The organism is Halocatena marina, from assembly GCF_023276375.1.
Lineage (GTDB): Archaea > Halobacteriota > Halobacteria > Halobacteriales > Haloarculaceae > Halocatena > Halocatena marina.
On the sequence record NZ_JALLPK010000001.1, the window covers coordinates 3,151,748 to 3,173,504 of the forward strand.

17 protein-coding genes are annotated in these 21,757 nt (G+C 54.2%); 12 read left to right on the top strand and 5 right to left on the bottom strand.

Annotation, left to right across the window (positions count from 1 at the left end):
- Window positions 1-230: 230 nt before the first annotated feature.
- The 7 genes from mce (at window position 231) to MW898_RS14875 (ending at window position 6,713) form a co-directional block, all read left to right on the top strand.
- On the top strand, window positions 231-614 hold the full coding sequence (gene mce, locus MW898_RS14845; RefSeq protein ID WP_248908546.1) for a methylmalonyl-CoA epimerase: 384 nt from the start codon (window positions 231-233) through the stop codon (window positions 612-614).
- 277 nt (window positions 615-891) lie between these two features.
- Window positions 892-1,623 carry a lytic transglycosylase domain-containing protein gene (locus MW898_RS14850; RefSeq protein WP_248908547.1) on the top strand — a complete coding sequence of 244 codons (732 nt, stop codon included), beginning with the start codon at window positions 892-894 and terminating at the stop codon, window positions 1,621-1,623.
- Between the two features lie 37 nt (window positions 1,624-1,660).
- Window positions 1,661-2,398 (top strand): peptidoglycan DD-metalloendopeptidase family protein, encoded by a 738-nt coding sequence (locus MW898_RS14855; protein WP_248908548.1) that lies wholly within the window; start codon window positions 1,661-1,663, stop codon window positions 2,396-2,398.
- A gap of 17 nt (window positions 2,399-2,415) precedes the next feature.
- On the top strand, window positions 2,416-3,279 hold the full coding sequence (locus MW898_RS14860; protein ID WP_248908549.1) for an N-acetylmuramoyl-L-alanine amidase: 864 nt from the start codon (window positions 2,416-2,418) through the stop codon (window positions 3,277-3,279).
- 139 nt (window positions 3,280-3,418) lie between these two features.
- Complete coding sequence (locus MW898_RS14865; RefSeq protein ID WP_248908550.1) at window positions 3,419-3,904, top strand: deoxyuridine 5'-triphosphate nucleotidohydrolase; 486 nt, start codon at window positions 3,419-3,421, stop codon at window positions 3,902-3,904.
- Between the two features lie 351 nt (window positions 3,905-4,255).
- On the top strand, window positions 4,256-5,977 hold the full coding sequence (locus MW898_RS14870) for a winged helix-turn-helix transcriptional regulator (protein WP_248908551.1): 1,722 nt from the start codon (window positions 4,256-4,258) through the stop codon (window positions 5,975-5,977).
- 49 nt (window positions 5,978-6,026) lie between these two features.
- The gene (locus tag MW898_RS14875; RefSeq protein WP_248908552.1) at window positions 6,027-6,713 is read left to right on the top strand and encodes an SDR family NAD(P)-dependent oxidoreductase; all 687 of its coding nucleotides are present in this window, start codon (window positions 6,027-6,029) and stop codon (window positions 6,711-6,713) included.
- A 31-nt stretch (window positions 6,714-6,744) separates the two neighbouring features.
- Here MW898_RS14875 and MW898_RS14880 read toward each other — a convergent pair whose 3' ends face one another.
- From MW898_RS14880 to MW898_RS14895, 4 genes are all read right to left on the bottom strand, one after another.
- The gene (locus MW898_RS14880; protein ID WP_248908553.1) at window positions 6,745-7,947 is read right to left on the bottom strand and encodes a metal-dependent hydrolase family protein; all 1,203 of its coding nucleotides are present in this window, start codon (window positions 7,945-7,947) and stop codon (window positions 6,745-6,747) included.
- A gap of 177 nt (window positions 7,948-8,124) precedes the next feature.
- Window positions 8,125-10,746: a valine--tRNA ligase gene (locus MW898_RS14885; protein ID WP_248908554.1), complete on the bottom strand. Its 2,622-nt coding sequence runs from the start codon at window positions 10,744-10,746 to the stop codon at window positions 8,125-8,127.
- A 330-nt stretch (window positions 10,747-11,076) separates the two neighbouring features.
- Window positions 11,077-11,313, bottom strand: a complete 237-nt coding sequence (locus MW898_RS14890; protein ID WP_248908555.1) for a hypothetical protein — start codon at window positions 11,311-11,313, stop codon at window positions 11,077-11,079.
- Window positions 11,314-11,391: 78 nt separating this feature from the next.
- Complete coding sequence (locus MW898_RS14895) at window positions 11,392-11,982, bottom strand: TetR/AcrR family transcriptional regulator (protein ID WP_248908556.1); 591 nt, start codon at window positions 11,980-11,982, stop codon at window positions 11,392-11,394.
- Window positions 11,983-12,190: 208 nt separating this feature from the next.
- On the opposite strand from MW898_RS14895, the gene MW898_RS14900 reads away from it, so the two are divergent.
- From MW898_RS14900 to MW898_RS14920, 5 genes are all read left to right on the top strand, one after another.
- A complete protein-coding gene (locus MW898_RS14900; protein WP_248908557.1) occupies window positions 12,191-13,444 on the top strand; it encodes an MFS transporter in 1,254 nt (417 codons plus the stop codon).
- A 302-nt stretch (window positions 13,445-13,746) separates the two neighbouring features.
- Window positions 13,747-14,013 carry an HAH_0734 family protein gene (locus MW898_RS14905; RefSeq protein ID WP_248908558.1) on the top strand — a complete coding sequence of 89 codons (267 nt, stop codon included), beginning with the start codon at window positions 13,747-13,749 and terminating at the stop codon, window positions 14,011-14,013.
- A gap of 638 nt (window positions 14,014-14,651) precedes the next feature.
- Window positions 14,652-15,134 (top strand): hypothetical protein, encoded by a 483-nt coding sequence (locus MW898_RS14910; protein ID WP_248908559.1) that lies wholly within the window; start codon window positions 14,652-14,654, stop codon window positions 15,132-15,134.
- 850 nt (window positions 15,135-15,984) lie between these two features.
- Window positions 15,985-17,352 (top strand): glycosyltransferase family 2 protein, encoded by a 1,368-nt coding sequence (locus tag MW898_RS14915; RefSeq protein WP_248908560.1) that lies wholly within the window; start codon window positions 15,985-15,987, stop codon window positions 17,350-17,352.
- A gap of 43 nt (window positions 17,353-17,395) precedes the next feature.
- A complete protein-coding gene (locus MW898_RS14920) occupies window positions 17,396-19,141 on the top strand; it encodes an ArnT family glycosyltransferase (protein WP_248908561.1) in 1,746 nt (581 codons plus the stop codon).
- Between the two features lie 123 nt (window positions 19,142-19,264).
- Here the strand turns inward: MW898_RS14920 and MW898_RS14925 are convergent, their stop codons facing one another.
- On the bottom strand, window positions 19,265-21,727 hold the full coding sequence (locus MW898_RS14925; protein WP_248908562.1) for a DUF2298 domain-containing protein: 2,463 nt from the start codon (window positions 21,725-21,727) through the stop codon (window positions 19,265-19,267).
- Window positions 21,728-21,757 lie beyond the last annotated feature (30 nt).

Sequence of the window (21,757 nt, forward strand, 5' to 3'; positions counted from 1 at the left end):
TGTACGGCGTTCCTTTTTGATGCAGCATAGCCATGCACAGTACCAGTTGATTCGATACAACCAACAGAGTGAGTGAGCCAGTAGTCGAGAACGTAGACTACGGCCCACAATTTAAAGAAATACTACATATTAGTTGCGTGTTTTAGTCATAATTCGGATCACGTTATAGATGAGGCGTTTTGGTAGACGGATGGTGAAAGTATATTCATCTCGCGGTTCACCGCCCACGCATGCACTTTGATCACGCCGGTATCGCCACGGAGGATGCCGACACGCTCGCCGCACAGTACAGTGATCTGTTCGAGACGCAGATCGTTCACGAAGAGGAACTCGAGGATCTACGCGTTCTGTTTCTCGATGTCGAGAACGGTTACTTCGAGTTCCTCGAACCAACCGAATCGGGAACAATTCAGCGGTATCTCGACCGCAACGGACCCGGGATTCATCACCTCGCGCTCGCAACACCAGATATTGAACAGGCCCTCGCTCGCGCGCGCGATCTGGACGTTACCCTCATCGACGAAGAGCCTCGCCCCGGCGCATGGGGTCATGATGTTGCCTTTCTCCACCCGAAATCAACCGGTGGAATTCTGATCGAGTTCGTTCAGCACTGAGACGATACGCAGCCACGGTCAGCTGTTCACGAGGAGGAGTGAACCTGTTGCCAATCGGTAATAGCGGCGTGGATGGACAACGGGGTAGTTTCTATGACATGCCCGGTCACATCAGACAGCGCGTATCGTAAAGTGTACTCGGAGTAGTCTTTTCACGTAGAGGTCATCAATCGAACTGTGACAGATCAACAGTAGGAGAGGGGGGCTTACACCCCACTAGGACGTCAGACAACCAGTTAGAATTAAAATAGTATAGAGACATCCAAGGATTTCAACAATGAAAGACACACCAACGCGACGAACGGTTCTGAAGACCATTGCTGGCACAGGTATTGCAGCGGTCGGTACCGCGTCGGTACTGCCCGGTATCACTGATGCAGACGCCACAGGCGACATTCCGTCGCATTACCTTGACCAGTACCGCCAGACGGGGACCAACTGGGGACTCGACTGGACGTATCTCGCGGGCATCGGTTGGGTTGAAACACAACACGGTCAGTACGAGCCAGGATGTGATACCTCCCCAGCGGGCGCGGAAGGTCCGATGCAGTTCATACCGTCGACGTGGGATGCCTACGGTGTCGATGGCAACGGCGACGGCGTCGCCAACGTCTGTGACTATCAGGATGCGATCCCTGGCGCGGCCAACTACCTCACAGCGAGTGGTGCGCCCGGCGACTGGGACTCTGCGTTGTACGCCTACAACCACAGTTGGGATTACGTCAACCACGTGAAAGACACCGCTGCCGACTACCGTGCTCGCTATGGGGATGGTGGCGGTGGCGGCGGTGGATTCAGCGACGGTGACCGTATTACCCCAACGACCGCGCTTAACACTCGCCATCGGCCGGGAACTGAATCGGAGATCCTCGCCACCATGAGTCCCGGAACCGTCGGTGAGATCATGAACGGCCCCACAAACGAGGACGGCTACACGTGGTGGGGCGTCCACTGGCTGGCTGACGACATCTGGGGCTGGTCGGTCGAACGCTACCTCACCAACGCATAGACGCGCACAAAGCAACGATCAAAACAACCACAGAACAATGACAGATAGACTCTCACGTCGGAACGTACTCAAAGCGACAGCATCGACACTGGCACTTCCCATCGTCATGAGCGGTTCGGCCAGCGCATTCAGCGACGGCGACCGCGTTGAGCCGACGACTGGCTTGAACACCCGCCACCGACCGGGAACTGAATCGGAGGTCGTGGGCACGATGTATCCGGGCGACGTCGGCGAAATCATGAACGGTCCCACAGACGAGGACGGCTACACGTGGTGGGGCGTTCACTGGCTGGACGATGATATCTGGGGCTGGTCGGCTGGACAGTACCTCACACCAGCTGGCGGTGGCGGTGGTGGAGCAGACTTCACGTGGCCAATCTCTGGGTATATTACCTCTCCGTATGGCGCTCGTCCCGGACACTACGCAGTCGACTTCGGCAACAACGGTCAGATTGGAACGCCAATCTACGCGGCGCGCGATGGCGTCGTAGACATCAGAAGTTACGAATCAGGCGGCTGTGGTAACTATCTCAAGCTCGGTCACGAAAATGGGTATCAGACGCTGTACTGCCACCTGAACAGCTTCGATGTCTCCCAAGGAGAAAGCGTATCGAGAGGACAGCAAATCGGTGGGATGGGTGATACGGGGAATTCGACCGGTCCACACCTCCACTTCACCATCGAGCAGAACCAGACACACTTGTCGATTCCAGGAAGTGACGGGCAGAACGTCACTGCTGGTAACGAAATTCCGAAGGACTACAGCGGAATCTGATCCGCGCGGAAATTACAATGCCACACAGATTCACGCGACGGACGTTCGGCAAGGCACTCGGTACCACAGCAACAGCGCTGGCAGTACCCACTGTCTTGAGCGGTTCAGCTATGGCATTCAGCGACGGCGACCGCGTCACCCCGACGACCGCGCTCAACACTCGTCATCGACCGGGAACCGAATCGGAGATCCTCGCCACCATGAGTCCCGGAACCGTCGGTGAGATCATGAACGGCCCCACAGACGAGGACGGCTACACGTGGTGGGGCGTCCACTGGCTGGACGATGATATCTGGGGCTGGTCGGCCGGACAGTATCTTACCCTCGAAGACGGTGGAGGAGGCGGTGGGAACAAACCACCTGTGAACTACGACCAAGCTGCATCAGGCAATTACGGCTCGGCGAACCGCGGAACCAGCGATATTCGCTGGGCGATCATCCATACGATCGAAGGATCCTACGAGACAGGCATCAACGTGTTCAACGACCCGAGTTCGGGTGTGAGCGCACACTACGTTGTCGGCAACTCCGCGGGGCAGATCACGCAGATGGTCGATGATCCTGACATCGCGTACACGGCTGGGAACTACGACTACAACGCTGCGGGAATGAACATCGAGAACGAGGGATACGCCGCGGAGGGCCATCCCGATAGCCTCTATCAGAACGCTGCAGACATCGTTGGCTGGATCTGTGAAGAGTACAACATTCCGAAAGAACGCCCAAGTGGTGTGGCACCCGCTGATCCGAACGATGGTGCTGGTGTGATCGGTCATGCGCAAGTCCCCGACCCGAACGACCCGAGCCGCGGTGGTGGAATAAACCACCACACCGATCCCGGTTCAGGGTGGGACTGGGAATACTTCATGAGCCTGCTGTAACCCGATTTCAGCGTACCTCTCGTCCGAACGTTTTCCTCACGCCAACCGACTGTTTGTTTCCTTCACAGATGCTTCACTTTCACTAGCAACCACATACACAGATAGAAAATATCATTCGGGATGAGATCTGATACAGGGTATGTTCCGCAGTGGACAGTTCGTCCGCGAACAGTGTTCACCCGTTTCAGACGAGCAACGTCAGCCAAACGGGATAGATCTCACACTTGATCGGGTGTTCGAACAAATTGATGCCGGACGCATCGGCTGTGATGGGAAAGAAGTCGGCGATCGGCGCGCCTGTGAGGTAGAAGAGCTCGACGAAACGCACTCAGCGTACTACCTCGATCCCGGAGGATACATCGTCCGCTACAACGAGACGATTCGAATCCCTGAGGGGCACGTCGGATTCGTCTATCCACGCTCGACACTCATGCGCAATTCGTGTATGCTCAATACTGCTGTCTGGGACGCAGGGTACGAAGGAAAGGGCGAAGGACTGTTGCAGATCCACCACGACATCGAACTCGAACGCGGTGCACGAATCGCACAGCTCGTTCTCGCCCAAGCAAATCACGACGATTCATACGACGGAACGTATCAGAGAGAAAACATCGATAGCGAGTAATCGAAAAGCGTCCAATCCGTTTTTTACTCACTAACGGAGAAATGTGTTGTTGACGATTACTGTCGAAAAGGACTTCGACAGACGTTCTCAGAGACAATCAGAGTATAGTGATCAAAACACATATCAGACCAGATTCGCTCTAGTTAACAGCAATTACGAATATATACGATGTTTCCCATTCAAATATCTGATAGGATCACTATTACCGTCTCGATTGTGATACTAGTGACCGTTTCGATGGCAACTGTTTTTGGAATCACCTCAGCGTTTCCAAACACAACCGATTATAGCCACAAATCAGGAGCTGATGGACTACACGACTATAGATATATACAGGATTCGAGAGCGAATATGTCCGTACGAGCATCCCAAACGGAACGCTCGGAAGATAATAGCCAGAATAGTATCTCACACACACTCACCGAAACAGCCAGCAAGACGATTCCTTCGAGAATCATACAGAACACCACGAATAGAACGGCTGGCATCGTCGAGAAAACCACTCATCTAACAGCAACGATCATCGAAACAACAGATAACGCACCAAACACCACCAACGAAACGACCAGCCAACACCTCATCGATCGGCCCGGTGTTGTTACCGAAAAGCTCAACGACACAGTCGAGAGGCTCATCGAATCAGATAACGCAACCGACCGACAGATGGACCCCGACCGTCTCGGAGATCGTAACTTCACAGACAGATTCGAGAGGATGATCGACCACACTAAGGGAAATAATCGATCGATGCGACGGTGGATTGAGTCTCGTATATCGAACGAGGCATCACCTCTACCAAACGAAACGGGAGCGTCTCCATCGAACAGTACACCCCTCTTATCGAACAAAACAGGAGCGCCTCTATCGAATAACACATCCCTCCTGCCGAACAAAACGGGAGCGTCTCCATCGAGCAACCCATCTCACACACCAGACAGTGGAAGAATCGTCGATTCCAGCAATGATTCAGTGTCAGCACCGATAGATGAAGGCGCTCGAGCAATCGACGAGATAGCAGATACTGACAGTACGCAGACGACAGAAGAGGAGCAGGAGTCCTCGTCAGCTTCAACACCAACAGCAACTTCGAGTGACCGCGAACACGGTCAAACAACGCAGACGACTGCCGAGGACACGTACACAACAAACACAGAACGACCATCTTCGGCTACTGATTCATCACCGACCGATAATACAACAGACGCACGCATCCAACCGTATCCGGACAGCAACAAGAGCCATGCCGACAGTTCCGAACCGATTAATGCGTCAAACAGCACCGGCAACACGGATAAAATCGCCGAAGGGGGCTCAGAAGACGAACAGCATCAGAACGTGTCACTGTTGGAAGAACCAACTATTCCACACACACCGGAATCGACCCCAGAAACAGGCGTTGCAGTCGGAGCAACCGCTGTGGCTATTCGAACACTCATCAGACAAGGAAGTATCGTCCCGGGGACAGTAAGCAGTACTATCTCGGTGTCGAACACTGGGCTTTTACCAACCATTCGGACGAGTCTCGATACCCACGTCACCGACCCACTCTCACGAACGCTCGCCCTGTTCCGGTACAGTCGACACGACGACTCTGACCCACTCGATCACGATGGGCGCGCGCGTGTCTTCAAAACGATTGAGGAGACGCCAGGCGTCTACCTATCGGCAGTGAGCCAGCAGACCGATCTCTCACTCTCGACGATTCGCCACCATCTCCGCGTCTTAGAGCGAGAAGATCTGGTGATGAGTGCAAAGGTACACGGAAAACGGCGGTTCTATCCGACCAACAGTGAGCAACTGGAACTCACAGCAGTGCTAGACGACGAAGCGACCGCAAACGTCATTGAAGCCCTCTGTCGCCTCGGTCCGACATCAGTATCGAATCTCGCGGACGACCTCGATCGTGACCCGAGTACCGTAACGCATCATCTCCAGCGGCTCAACGACGACGGCATTGTCCACCGTGAACGCGACGGTCGAACCGTGATAAACTATGTATCACCTCGCGTGCGCGCGCTACTATCGGATTCGAACGTCGACGGAGCCGACCAGTTCGTCTGCGAGGCTGACTAACCGCTTCGCTCGGGCCAATTCCTATACCACTCCCGACCGTTGATAGTGTATGTCTGACACAGCAGTGATCGCTGGTGTCGGTCCCGGCCTTGGGGAGTCGCTTGCTCGCCGATTCCACAACGAAGGATACTCCGTGGGGTTGTTCGCTCGCTCGGCAGACTACCTCTCCGATCTTGAAAACCACCTCGGTGAGCGCGCGCTCGCGGTACCGACAGATGTCAGCAACGCCGAGCACGTCGCAGACGGATTTGCGAGAGTACGCGAGGCGTTCGGTCCGATTGATGTGTTAATCAATCACGCTAGCAGTGCACCGTGGCGAGGGCTGACAGATATCGCCCCCAAGGAGTTCGAACGCGCCCTTCAAGTCGGAGTATCTGGGGCGCTCTATTGCTCGCAGGAGGCAGTCCACGATATGCTCGCAAACGACGGTGGAACGATTATTTTCACAGGTGCGACGACCGCTAGGCGAGGTCGCGGGGGAGCAATCGGGTTTTCGGCATCGAAGTTTGCCGCACGAGGGATGGCCGAATCAATGGCCCGTGAACTCGGTCCCAAAGGGATTCACGTTGCCCACGTCGTGATAGACGGCCAAATCGGAGTCGGAGACGCAACTGAACAGGACGCAAAGTTTCTCGATCCAGACGAGATCGCCCGTCAGTACTGGCATCTCGCCGAACAGGACCGCTCGACGTGGACACTAGAACTCGACCTTCGACCCAATATGGAGTCGTTCTAATCCACAGCTCAGAGAGAGCCGTGTCTACGAATCAGACGAGGACACGCTTTCCGTCACGGTAGACCGTTTCGACTCGTCTGAGTGCGCTAATGTCATCGAGTGGATCCGATTCGAGCGCAACGAGATCAGCTACTGCGCCATTCGAGATCACACCGACGTTGTCGTCAGGGAGTGTGCGAGCGGCGACGCTCGTTCCGGCTCTGATCGCGTCCATTTCGGTCATGCCGATCTCCTCGACGAACAACTCGGCTTCCAGCATGTTCTCGCCGTGAGGAACGAGATCGGGACCGATGAAGTCAGTTCCGAGGGCAATAGGGACACCAGCCTCGTACGCACGGCGGATGGAGTCGAAATGGTCCCGTCGTGCGGCTCTTGACTTCTCTAATCCCCATTCTGGGACTCCGTGGTCGGCTCCCTCAGTGACGAGACGGTGCATAATAGCGAGTGTTGGGACGAGCGTCGCGTCTGTCTCAAGCAGCAGATCGATCGTCTCTGTATCGAGGAAGAATCCGTGTTCAATCGTATCGACTCCGTTTTCGAGTGCGCGCTTGATACCTGCTGCACCCTGTGCATGGCTCGCAACCGGGATACCAACACGATGAGCTTCCTCTGTGAATGCACTGATCTCGGCGTCGGTGTACTGACTCTGGTCGGGTGCATCCTTCTCGGAGAGGACACCGCCGGTCGTCATGATCTTGAGGCAGTCGACACCCTGACGGATGCGTTTTCGCGCCTCTTTTCGACATTCGTCTGGCCCGTCAGCAATCGTTGAAAGGCCAGCGCGGGTTTTCGCCCATTCGTACGGGAGAAAGTGTGAGTCACCATGGCCACCGGTCTGGGAAATGGATTTCCCGCTCGTGTACACCCGTGGTCCGGGGATTTCTCCCTCTTCAACGGCGGTCCGAAGCCCGAGTCCAGTCGAGCTCCCAACGTCACGGACAGCAGTGAATCCAGCAGCAACGAGCTTTCGCAGATCCGCGGTCGCACGCGCGGTCATCGTCGAGACGTTCGCTGTCGCCCACTCCATCGGATTCATCGATCGAACACCGGCGAGGTGAACGTGGGCGTCAATGAGACCAGGGATGAGAACGTCATGTTCGACGTGATTATCACTTGCAAACGCTCCGCGGTCGCTTATATCCACAATTATTCCATCTTCAATCGCAATAGCAACGTCGTGGTGTGGTTCATCAGAAACGCCGTCAATGAGGAGCCCGCACTCGATAACTAACATCCACCCATCATGGAACGCGGGTGAAAATAGCTGTACCGACTATCAAGAATCCAACAAAAGATCGGGGAAAAGGGAAAGCGATGACGAGGAGGGGAGCGAGGAAAGGAGAGAGTGGGGGGAATGAAGTGAGAAAATGAGAGCGAGTAGAAGAGGGATGTGGCAGCTGTGGGTCTATATTCAGTAGATTAGGATGGTCGCTTCATCGAGTTCGAGTACTTCGACTTCTTCTCCGCTCGCGGCGCGCTGTTCTTCGACGATTTCGATTGCGTCGGTGTCGAGAACGACCGATTCGTCGTCGACATCGAGTTCGAACTCACCGTTTGTCTCCTTCTGTGCTTTCAGTGCTGCAGGATCGGCTGCTTCGAGGGACGCGATGACAGCACCGGCTTGCTCGCGGAACTTCGGTCCGATTATCGAATGGTCGGGCGTGACGCCGACAGGGACGAGTTCGACGTTTGGTCGTCCGGGTTCGATGTAGACCGGGCCGTTGACAGCAGAGCTCAGATCGTAGGTATCGACTGCGGGCTGGTCCTCATCGCGTTCGACGTAGACTTCGACGCGTTCGAGTTCCTCATTGAGCGCCATTCCGGTGTCAGACTTCCAGCCACGGATGGTGCTTGCAATGTCAGCGATGAGCTGTCCCCGGATCGCCGTGTCCTCATCGAACGTCTCCAGATCTGGCCACGTTGTGGCGTGGACGCTCCCTTCACTCCCCGGAAGCGTCTGATAGGTCTCTTCAGCGAGGAACGGGGCAAACGGAGCGATCATTCGGAGCGACGCCGATAAGACGGTGTACAGCGCATGGCGGGCAGCATTTCGCTCGCCAGGGCGACCCTCGTACAACCGGCCCTTGAGGAGTTCGAGATAGTCGTCAGCGAGATCGTGCCAAACGAACTCTCGGAGTTCACGAAGCGCGGCATCAAATCGATACGCGTCCATATGCTCAGCAACCTGTTCGGCTACTGTTCGACAGCGAATCAAGATCCATTTATCGGCGTCGCGGTAGGCCGGATCCTGAATCGACAGCGTGTCTTCATCGAGGTGATTACCGGCAAACTTCGTGATATTCCAGACTTTCGTGAGGAAACGCGATGCCGATTTGACTTCCTTCCATTGGAACTGGATGTCACTCCCGGGCTGACCGCCAAGCGCAATTGCCTGCCGGAAGGCATCAGCGGAGTACTCCGAAACAACCTCCTTTGGCTGAACGGAGTTCCCTCGTGATTTACTCATCTTGTTGCCGTCCGTCCCGAAGACCATCCCGTTGATCAGTGCTGTCTCCCACGGGAGCTCGTCTTCGAGTGCTGCCGTTCGGAGAATCGTATAGAATGCCCACGTCCGAATGATGTCGTGGCCCTGCTCGCGCAACTGCACCGACTCGAACTGTTCATCGGGCCAGCCAGCGACGTACAGTGCGGAGATAGACGAGTCCATCCACGTGTCCATAACGTCGGTCTCACCCCGCCAGTTCGTGCCGCCACACTCCTCACACTGTATGGACGGTGTGGTTTCGGTCGGATCGATCGGGAGTTCGTCCTCGCTTGCGATGCGAGCGTGATCACAGTCCTCACAGAACCACGCCGGAATCGGCGTGGCAAAGACGCGTTGACGGGAGACAACCCAGTCCCAGTCCATCCCCTCGGCCCACTCTTCGAGTCGGGCGTACATGTGATCGGGAATCCACTCGATCTCTTGTGCGTTCTCGATAATCTCGTCTTGATCGACCCGAACGAACCACTGATCCTTACTCAGGATCTCGATCGGCGTGTCACAGCGCCAACAGACACCGACCGACTGCTCGGTCGGCTCGCTCTTTCGAAGGAATCCGTCTGCTTCGAGTGCCTCGGCGATCTCCTCTTTCGCTTCAGTGATACTCAGTCCCTCGAACTCGCCAGCGCGTTCGTTCAACCGACCATTTTCGGTGACGACTGCACGGAGCGCGAGATCGTGTTCTGCCCACCACGTGACGTCCTGTTTATCACCGAATGTACAGACCATGACAGCGCCGGTCCCGAATTCGCCGTCGACTTCTTCGTCCGAGAAGAGTTCGACCTGTTGACCAAAGAGTGGAACTTCGAACGTTTCCCCGATGCGGTCTGCATACCGTTCGTCATCGGGATCGACGGCTACGCCAACACACGCAGCAAGTAGTTCCGGACGCGTCGTTGCGATCTCAATATCGTCGTCATCACCGGAGAACGTGAGGTAATAAAGTGTTCCAGTCCTGTCTTCGGATTCGACTTCTGCGTCAGCGATCGCTGTTTCACAGCGTGGACACCAATTCACTGGGTGCTCGTCTCGATAGACGAACTCGTCCTCGGCCATGCGAACGAACGACCGCTGGGTTTCACCCCAGTACTCGGGGTCCATCGTTCGAAATTCGTGCTCCCAGTCCTGAGAGAACCCGAGATCGAGCATCGTATCGTACATTGCCTCGATCTGTTCTTCGGTGTGCTCGATACACAGCTCTCGGAACTCATCACGGGGAACGTCGGTGCGGTGAATGTCGTGGTTCTCTTCGACTTTGACCTCCGTCGGGAGACCGTGACAGTCCCACCCCTGTGGGAAGAGAACGTCCTCACCACATAATCGATGATAGCGGGCCGCAAAGTCCATATAACACCATCCGAGTGCATTCCCAATGTGAAAGTTCCCTGTTGGATAGGGTGGTGGGGTGTCGATGATGTACTCTGGACGCTCTTCACCGTCGTGGTATCGGTAGACATCCGTCTCCTGCCACTGCTCGCGCCACTTCTGCTCAATGCTGTCTGGATCGTATTCGTCTTCTATTTCGGTCATATGTACGAAAGGGGTCGACGGCCGGTGCCAACTGAACTGAAAAGAGTTTCAACTCGGCAGTATGCTTTCCGATTCTCTCGATTACATACGTACTACCGACGACCAGCGCATATCTCTCCGTTGCACTGTTTCATGTATAAACGTTTGCGTCTCGCGTGGGGTTCTTAACGGACGAAAAGAGACCGATCTCGCCGATCGCCGATCGCCAGCACATACGAATTCTTCCGTTATCGATAAGCGCCCATAGCTTGCTAACCAAGAGAGAAACAGAAAACAGCCAGTAGGCTCCGACTGCCAGACGTTGGGCGTATGTGAGTGTTCAAACCGGTATCAACGGAGTTTCTTCAGGAAGTCATTCATTGCAAGTGCGCCTTGGACCGCGTACGAGAATCGTTTGTACCGTGCGGCGACCAGAGCAGTACCAAACAGGAGCAATGCACGTTCTGTGTTCTCGTTTTTCATTGCACGCCCAGCCTGTGCGAGCAACGACAGTATGTTCAACTTCGTGATCTCATCGTTGTCCAGCAGCCCGCTCATCGAGCCAATCAGAGTATTGGAACCGATCATGTATCAAAACATGTGCCAGTGTCGGATAAGTCCGTGGCGTGCGTGTGAAGGGAGCCCGGAAAATACGTTCCAAGCCGCTTACTCGTCTGCCTCGTCAGCGAGCACATGCTGATCGATGTGTTCAATGAGCAACTGCCGCGTGGTTTCGATTGGATAGCCAACGGTAACGTGTCGGATCTGTGCACCGTTAATGTGTGTTACGAGGAATTCGGCGGTCGCATCGGGATCAATCTCGTCTTTGAATACGCCACGATCGATTCCGTCATCGAGAAACGACCGGATTTTCCGGTAGATGAGCCGATCGAACTCGGTGAGTCGCTCGCGGTACGCGTCATCATACGGAGCCTGCGCTTTGATTTCGAGAATTGCGGTCTGGAACTCCTGATGTGTGTCTTCATCGCGGGGGGTGAGCCGGTGTTCGATGAAGGAGGTGAGTTGCGTGGCCGGATCATCACCTTTTGCCTCACAAAGCTCCGCTTCGAACCGATCGTACAGATATTCGAGAAACGCGAGCAGCAGATCGTGTTTGGTCTCGTAGTGGTAGTGAAGTGCAGCTTTGCTCTTGGTCGATTCGTCCGCGATATCCTGCATCCGAAGCGAGGCGTATCCCTGCTTGCACAGCGCCCGATACGTCGCTCCCATGAGTTCTTCCGTCGTTTCGTCGGTCATTGATGTAATAATACTAACATACCAGCCAATCGATCCATAGATATACTAACGACGCAGCCAAGCTATATAGTAACTAACTAGTCAGTCAGATAAATAGCTTTTGCTACCCCTATTCACAATAGCACGAACAGAAACACAGTTCACTAAATCCTATTACAGAAATGGCATTCTGCTAATGTTTTTCTCATGGTCACATCTTTGTGCGGTTATGAGATCGGTGTTTCGGAACGCAACGTTCAGGCGGCTCTTTGTTGGACGGCTCATCACGAATGCAGGGGATAGCCTCTACTACGTTGCAGCAATGTGGTTAGTCTACAATCTTGGTGGTTCAGCGTTCTATACGGGTCTTGCGGGCTTTTTGACGCTTACACCACAAACGTTGCAGTTTCTCACGGGGCCGTTCGTCGACCGCTGGGATCTACGGCGACTTTTGGTTGGTACACAGGTGCTTCAGGGCGTGTGTGTCCTCATCATTCCGTTGGCAGCGATGACTGGGATACTCTCGGTGACGGTCGTTCTCGTCGTGATGCCCGTCGTCGCTATGATGAACCAGTTTGTCTATCCAGCCCAGAATGCCGCATTACCTCGTATCGTCAATGAGGAGGAACTCGTCGACGCGAATTCGGCGTTCTCGTTCGCCTACCAAGGCGTCGATACGGCGTTCATATCACTCGGTGGGGTACTCGTTGCACTCTTCGGTGCTGTTTCATTGTATATCATCGACTCGGTAACGTTTGCTATGACGGCCCTCATCTTCGCAACGACGCAGATCCCCAGCACGCACACGAAGAATCAGACGGACGATGACCACGCGACATCGACACGCACAGATTACGTAGAGAAGCTTCGTGCGGGCATCGAGTACTTACGCGGGACAATTCTCGTTTTGATGCTCGGCGCGTCGGTGATCATCAACTTCATCATCGGTGCAATGATGGCCGTTCTCCCTGCGTTCGCGGCTTTGCGTGGCGGTTCCGAAACATACGGGATATTACTAGCTGCCATGACTGCTGGGATGTTAATCGGTGCCCTCGGTGCTTCGCAACTGAAACAGTTCTCGTTGAGCCGATTGACGATCGTTGGCTTCGGTTTCAGCGGTTTCGTGTGGATTGCTGCACTCTCCGCTCAGTGGCTTCCCGCTACAGTTGTCTTGTTCTGTCTTGCCTGGATTCCGGTTGGGGTAACCAACGTCATTTTCGCGGCACTCCGGCAGAGCTACGTCCCCGAACATCTCATCGGACGCGTGTCCTCGGTCACGGTCAGCGCTTCAGCAGCAGCGATGCCGGTCGGGTCGTTGCTCGGTGGGATTGCAGGCGATACGTACGGGAGCACCATCGTCGTGGCTACGACGAGTGCGGGCTTCCTGTTCGTCGCGCTGTACTGGCTCGCCCATCCCCTGTTACGCTACGTCCCCGCTGTCGAGGACCTCGATCCAACAGAGTATGGACTCAGACAGGCGTGAATCTCTATCCCCGTCACGAGAACAGAGGCCGGGGGTATCTGATGGCAAAATCGATAACTTCTGATTCGTGTTTTTCACGTATGAAATTGCGAACAGTACGCCGAGATGAGATCGAATTGCCGTCTGCCGACTGTTGGCTTTTCCTCACAGAGGAGATGACAGCGCTCGATAAGTACTGAACAAAACCAGCAGACAGGCTACCCTGCATCGTCGAATCGTATTACGATCGAGCCACGGATCGAGCGCGCAGACAAGAAAACGAGGGTCGAAGCCTTTAATCGGGTTCTGCATCGAGAGTGAGTATGAAGAACCTCATCATCGACGGCGATCCAGGAATCCGTAAGGATGCGATCATCGAATACGACGGAGAAGAGGTCGTCTGCTTCTCTGTCAATCGACAGGGCGACTGGCACGGTCCCGAACGAGTTCAGCTCTGGTGTACGATCGGTACCGAGGAAGAGCAGGAGACCTTCGAGCGCCGCGAGTACATTCCCATGTACCTCGAAACCGAACACACCGACGCCGAATCGATCACGGTGATCAGATCGGCCAGCGATCTCGCGGTCTAGAAACTGCAGTCGAGAACTGGATTCAGTGCACAAACTACGACTCATCACCCGATACGAGTTGTAAACCGTCGGCACTGGCATCGCGTACACAGGTCCGCAGTCAGTGGACCGAGTGATCTCTGATCACTCGTATATGAGGTAGCGCACGCGTGGCTCCGCCCCTGTCACTCGTTTTGCGCTCTATCGACGATGCGCGTACTACTTTGATTGGTACGCTTCGTTCGATATCCGTAGATAGCATTTGGATGGCCGTGAACGCCGATAGAACCGGGCGTCACGACAGCTAACAAACTAAATAATACGACGACACTAATAGACACAGTTCTCAATGTTGACGTGCTTACCATACGATTACCTACATATTACTTTTGATTGTTATGTACTGTCCAGTGATACTGTATAGGATCCTTACCTACTATAGTGATACGAAAAATACGTGTCCGTTGCCAATATGACGGCGTGTTGAATTCGTACAGTCAATGTGTTCCGAGAATAAAGCGACCGTCCACAGACGACTGCGTCGGGAAGATCGAAGACAAAGATAGCGGACAGAGTTCATCACTGGCAATAAATTTTATAGTTTTGATATATTTCCCGAAATCCAATACGTTTTTCTAACAGTAATATAATATATCTGTATGGTTCGTCCATTTATCGAATCATCCTCCAGCGCGATACTCAGATGGCGACAGCGACTGCTTCGAACGCTCATCCACACAGGCCGTCATGATTTGGTGCTCTCGGTGGGGATGACGACCGCCCTCCTGATTCCGCTACTGGCCAAACCAGTGGCTGCCCAAGTTGGCGTCTCAGAAGCCGGCCAAGTGCTGTGTTCTGGATCGTTCAACATCGCTCAGATCCTAACGGTCGGATTAGGGCTGCTGTCGATGTATTTCATCTTCAAGGGTCTCATACGGATGATGCAAGGGCTCGACAACGCCGGTGCAACGACACTCTCGGTCCCAGAGATCGAAGACGAAGTCTACGATACCCCCCAAGAGTACGGACACCAGCAAGCGCGAGGGGGAATCTACTCAATCGCTGCGGCCCTTCTTCCTTCGATCGTTCCCGCATTTCTCGCCGTTGCCGGGATTGACGTCATCGCCTGCCTCTTTCCGTGAACCACAGAACAGACACCGACAGCAGATAGAATCCTCACGCGCGCTTGGAACGGATATGTTCACTCCACCATCGCTTCTCATTGTCTCGTCTTGAGCAGCGCTGATCGGATCATCATTACTGACGCCGTATAAGACGCCATTGAACATTCACAATTTTTGTCATCTATAGATCACAGTCGACATCCGTAAGAACGGTACCCCGAGGAAGGGGCCGCCACGCAGCCTGCGAAGTGATGGTCGACTACACAGCTGGATGGGAATGGGTAGTGAGGTGGCGGCCCACAGCTCGCAACTCGATCGATTGTCGCCCGACCGGCGACAGAAGGTTCTATTATCGGGGATACAAAAGTTGTTCGGGAGTCTCTAATCCTGCTTTGATCGCCACTGTTGGTTTTTCAACTCTCTCCTGATCGCTGCGTCTCTACAGCCGACGAAACGGCTGTCAGGTCTCGGTAGTGATGAATACGAAACCAGTCGCGTACCGATGTACTGACATACGATTGATAAAACTAGAGTCATTGTCATGAAGGAAAGTTATACATAATTAAGTTACCCGAGCAGAGAGATCGGATCGATCCGTCGTTACGGAATATTACTACCTCCATAATCAGGATTAAGGGGTGTCTATCGAGAGTGGAAAACGCACTGCTGAGGAAGAATGCGGGCTAATCATCCAATATAGTCAGAATTGAAGGGTCAGCGTATTCAGACATGTATCGGTGTTGTAGAGACGAATTTCGATCGTCTATGACTCTGATAGCTATCGAAACGGTTTGCAACGAAGGATCGACAGTGCAACAGAACGGAACGACTTGACGGCTTTAATAGCTAACCCCGGGGCAGTATTCATATGGAAGTTAAAACGGTCGAGGAGACGTCGTTATCCTTAAGGAAGATAACGACACATGCGACAATAGCTGGTATTCTCGTCATCGGATTTTTGATGCCCTCCTTTTTCATAGAGGGGTACGGGAGTATCCTCAACACAGTATTACTGATTGTGTTAGTTGGACTTGTAGGACGAACACTGCTGTCGGCATTGCTAGCGTTCTCACGGAGAGACCCACCGGAAATCGATGACGACGAGACACTCCCAACAGTGTCGGTCGTGATTCCGGCATACAACGAAGCACCGGTGCTTCCTGATACGATCGAGGCTTGCAAGCGCGTTGACTATCCTGCCGAAAAGCTTGAAGTCGTGCTCTGTTATGAAGCAAGTTCGACAGATCGAACCGCCGAGATCGCAATGGAGGCGGCTGCCGACGACTCCCGATTCAAAGCTGTCGAACGCGACGAACCAGGCGGTGGGAAGGCCAAGGCGACGAACTACGCGCTCAAATACGCCACGGGCGACATCATTGCGAGTATCGACGCCGATCATCAGTTCAAGCCGAACGCAATTCGGCGCGCTGTGGCGTGGTTCCTCTCGGATGAGGACACGTGGTGTGTGAAGGGTCGATGTTACGGCGACAACCCAACCGATACGCTACTGTCGCTACATGCGACCGTAGAGCGACACATCGTCGAAAAGGCAGACTTGTTCGCCCGCGAAGTGATGGGCGGATTCACCATCTTCGGCGGTGGGCAGGCCTTCTTCCGAAAAGAAGTTTTCGAGGAGCTCGGCGAATTCGACGAGGAAATTTTGGTCGAAGACATCGACATGTCCTCGAAGATCCACACGGTCGGAAAAGAAGTCCATGTGGACCCGCAGGTTATCACCTATGAAGAGAATCCAGCAACGCTATCAGCGTGGTGGAACCAGCGAAAACGCTGGGCGCGCGGATGGATGCAGGTTGCAGTACGGTACCTCCCAATCCTGCCGCGAGAACGTTCGGTGACAACCCGAAAGAAAATCGACGCAGTGTATACGTTCGTGTACGCGATCGTACCAGTCTTCTTTATTCTCATCTTCCCGATGCCGCTACTCGATCTCTTCGCGAACGTCTCTATCTCGACGCTCATTCCAAACGGATGGATGCTGTGGACGTTCGTGTCCATCTCCCCAATTATCGTGTCGTATCTCGTCTTCATTCAGGACTGGATGGATGGGGAGAGTCACCACTGGACTGAGTATCTCGCAGCACTCACACTCTGGCCGTACCTCGTCTTCCAGACCGTCGTGTTTGTCGCCGCGTTTATCGATGAATTCATCCTCGATAAGGAGAGTATCTACGTGACGACCTCGCGTACCGGTCAAAAACAAGGCCAAGTTCGTTAACGGCCAACTCGAAAGAGACAATGGAAACACACGAGCAACTCATATGAACTTACGGGGGATTACGGATCGAAGCCGCCTGAGCTGGGACTATATCTGGCTCGCAATCGCGCTCAGTGTCGGTGGCGTAGTATATATCGCGTATCTCAATACACACACGCACCCCGCTTACGAAGGTGGATTGTATCTTCAGATTGCTGAGGAAATCATTCAGAGCAACTACGGGTTCCCAAAACACATACCGTACTATCACGAGGGTGGAATTCCATTCGCGTATCCACCCCTCATGTTTTACGTCATCGCTTTTATAACTGATTTTACAAGTATTGATCCTGTTTCGTTGGAACTCTACATTCCTGGACTGGTAACGATCGCGTATCTAATTCCATATTATTTCATTGCCAAAGATCTGTTAGGAACTTCACGAAAAGCGGGTATCGCATCGATCTTTTTCGCCGTAACGCCGCTGGTTCTTCGGTGGCACATTTCGGCCGGAGGAATCGTCAGGGGAGTCGCAATGTTGTTCACACTGCTCGGCATCTATGCTGGTCTGAAGATCTTTCGAACGGGAAGCAGATGGTGGCTGCTTCCCGGAACAGTGTTGTTCACGCTGACGATGCTCACCCATCCGGTTTACACGGTGTTCTATGGTGGGACCTATCTCCTCTTGTTCGCATACTACAACCAGACCCCACGTGGATTTGTGAACGGGGCCATTGTAGCCATTGGTGGCGTCGTGCTCACTGTGCCATGGTGGTTCCAGATCGCTACCACACACGGACTCGACATCTATCTCACTGCGAGCGGGACCCATACAGGTCTCACTGGTGGAGTAGACAGAATCCTATCACAGTTCATCTATCCGCTCTGGGACATGAACATGGTCACACCGTTTTATGTCGCTGCGTTCGCGGGCGGTATCTACGCCACGCTCCGACGGCGGTACTTCCTCCCGGTATGGTTGGTGCTCGCCAGCTACGTTATCGGGAAAGACCGGTTCACATTTGTGGCTGGATCGATGCTGAGCGCGATCCTCGTCGTGGAAGTCATCATCCCGGCTGTATCGACTATCGATATCAACCTCGAATTCGATCCCTCGACTAACCGCCGAAAGGTCATCCCCGCTGTGCTCGCATTTATCTTCGTTCTCGGTGCAATCGGAACAGGTGTCGCGTTCGCTGGGAGTGAACTGAACACCGCCCACACCGGTAGTAGTACACAACCACAGACCGTTGATAATCGCGATCTGCAAGCGATGGAGTGGGTCAAAAGCAACACCAGCCCAGAGGCTAATTTCGTCGTTCTCAGCGATGCAGCCGAATGGGTGCCGTACTACACGGAGCGGACAGTCATCGTAAGCCCGTGGGGAGCAGAATGGACTTCAACAGCCGGATACTACGAAGAGTACGAACTCTACAGAAACCTCGGCACCTGCTCGAATATCGATTGCTTAGAAGTTCTGCTTGGTGTCTCGCAACGCCAACCCGATTACTTGTACATCTCCAATGAAGTGTATACCGTCCACGGAGACGAACGCACACCCCGTATGGAGATGATCCATTCAATGACGGTCTCTGATCAGTACGAACTACAGTATAAAAATCGTGGTGTAGTGGTCTTCAAACTAACCGATCAGCCAAAAGACATACAGAACGCCCAGAGCACGCAATCCACACAGAACGCACAGGACAGGCAAAAACAAGAGCGAGAGCAAGAGCAGAATACAACTGCCAACAAGACCGAGACCTCCACAAGCGTCGGTTTTTCAGGGCACGCGTCGGACCTCTCATAGCACGTAGCAGGCAACCTATTCTCGAGACAGCAGATCCCTTCGATACCGCACGTCGTTGAACAGCAGGCATCAGAGTGGAAGCAACCATAGAGACAGGGTACGATCGGTCGAGCTGGGGAAATGTTAGAGTCGCGCCGGAGCTGAGCCGGTACCGAGTGCGTTCGTCGTTACATTGTTACGAGATTGTGAGTTCACTGCCAATTTTCGCTGATCAACCTCGTAGATGCGTACGTCACCAAAGCGCATCTCGTTTAGACCAGCGATCTGGTCGAAGGGCATCCGATCGTACTGTTCGCGTTCGCGTGGACCGACGTAGATGTAGCGCACATCGTAGTGACGAAGCATCTGAATGGTTCGGTCTGGCGGGCCTTGATAGAGCGTATCGACATCCTCGACACGATCGTGATACACAGAGCTGTTACGGTATCCGACCTCATGGCTCCAGCCCGCGATTGTCGGTAAACCAGTAAGGCTCGATACGGCATTCGTCCATTGATAGATATCTGTCCCCGGAGCGGCAGCGACAACCGGGCGACCAGAACGACGATCGAGCCACTGGATTGCCGCTACTTCTTCGGAATGATACGTTTCGGTGTAAGTGAAGACATCGAGTGTCGGGTCATCAGGGTTGGCGTACGTACCATTAGCAGTGAAATGATTGCTCAGCGCGAGACTACCGTAGAGAGACGTGCTGATGATGAGGAGTGCAACAAACACCTGCCGGAGACCGACTTCAGCACCAAATCCAAACGAACTCGATACGACACGCTCGGCATCGGGGAACGACGACCGAACAGCGTGTGGCCAGTGCGCGAAGCGAGCGAGTGCAGCGCCCGCAGAGAGCCCCCACAGAATCCAAACTTGAAGATACGTTTTGAACACAGTATTGTATCGACTCGGACCCGCCTGTTCGTGGAGATAAATCACCTCGACAAGCAACAGGAGTCCCGCCCCTGCGAGAATGAGTACAGCTGGATACCCAATGTGAGAACGTAAACCAACACCAGCACTCGGAGGACCGGTACTATCGCCATCATCTCCGTTTTCCAATTCGTGTTCGTGATCCTCACTTCGTTCGTTGATCCGAAGGAGCGCCCACGCTCCGAGAGCAATCGGTGTGATAACCGCGAGTGCGGCAAACTGAAACACTACAGCGCCCACAAGAAGACTAATCGAAAGCGCGGCGATCGTTCGTTTTTGGAAGAACGGTCTTAATCTTCCGAACAGATACGGGACGAACACGAGCAAGAAGCCACCATGAACGAGTAATAAACCCAGCAATGGACTCCGTTCGGGGACCAGTGCGATTGTACGACCGCTCGCCGCATCGAGCCAAAACGGCAGCGACACCACGATTCCGATCGGAGCGAGTGTAATAACGAGAACGAGTGCACCGGCGATTCGTCGGAGTTCGTGCGTGAATCGCGTCTGCACCCAGAGTTCGTGGTGAGAACGGACCCACTTTACGGCACGATCTGGAAGCAACGACAGCGGTGCTGCGGGAGAAAACACAAGCGTGAGCCACAGCAGACCGAACACGGTTGGGAACGACCACGTGTTGATGACAGCAATGAATCCTGCGAGCACTGCGGTCGCACCGACCAGTAGCCTGCGTCGCATGCGTTCGTCGGCGGGCGTACGATAGTAGCTGAAACAAAGCGTTGCCACGAGCACCAAGAACGGTGTGCTCATCATGTGCGCGTGGAGATCGCCGTTCAACCACGAGAACAACGGGAATTCCGTCGCGATGCTGTACGAGTCTGGATCACTGGGCTGACCGGGAATGACCCGGCTCGCGTTCCAGTAGGAAAACTCTGACAGGGCCACGATGAGGCCCTCTCGCTCGATGCCAAGTGCGTTGACAATTGTCCGCGCTATCTCATCGGGAAGAGCCCACAGCAGTGCCCGAAACGGCGTCTGCAAATTACTCGCAACGCCGACAAAAAAAGCACCGAGCGCGCTAGCAGTGGACCGAGCCGTACCAATCGATGTTCCGAGCGATCCTGCTAGCCCGTAGGCGGCCGTGACGAGCATCGCATAAAAGCCCGCAAGTGCGAGATTGTAGGCATAGCGTGCCTCTGTAAACGTCAGTTCAGTAAGCAGGGCAGACAGCATGTGCCCACCGTAGTAGTATTTGACCGGTTCACCAGCAAACCACATATCCTCCGGTGGGAGCGTCGGCGCACGAAGCAAGCTTCCAAGGAGTCCGTAATCGAGGAATTTTTCGCCACCAGAGGGGTGAACAGCGGGATCGACCGCCCGGACCGTAACGAGAAACAAAAACGCGAGCGTAAACACAACAGCAGCCTCGATGGCAGGGCGCCGCTCGATGTCGACCGGTGTGCGTAAATAAATAGACACAGAGAGACCGCCCAAGACGAACAGACCAGCACCGAGCGCGACCCACCCAAATGAGAGTCGACCAACCCAATATCCGACGATACCAATGACAGCGAGCGACACCGGAAGTGCGATACCAGCCCCACGGTCGGCGAGTCGTGGACAGATCACAGCGGCGATCGGAAGCCCAGCAGCAAACAAAAAGAGATAGACGACAAGCCAACGAATGACGAGCCAATACTCCATGACAACTGTCATGCGAGCCGTACTATACAT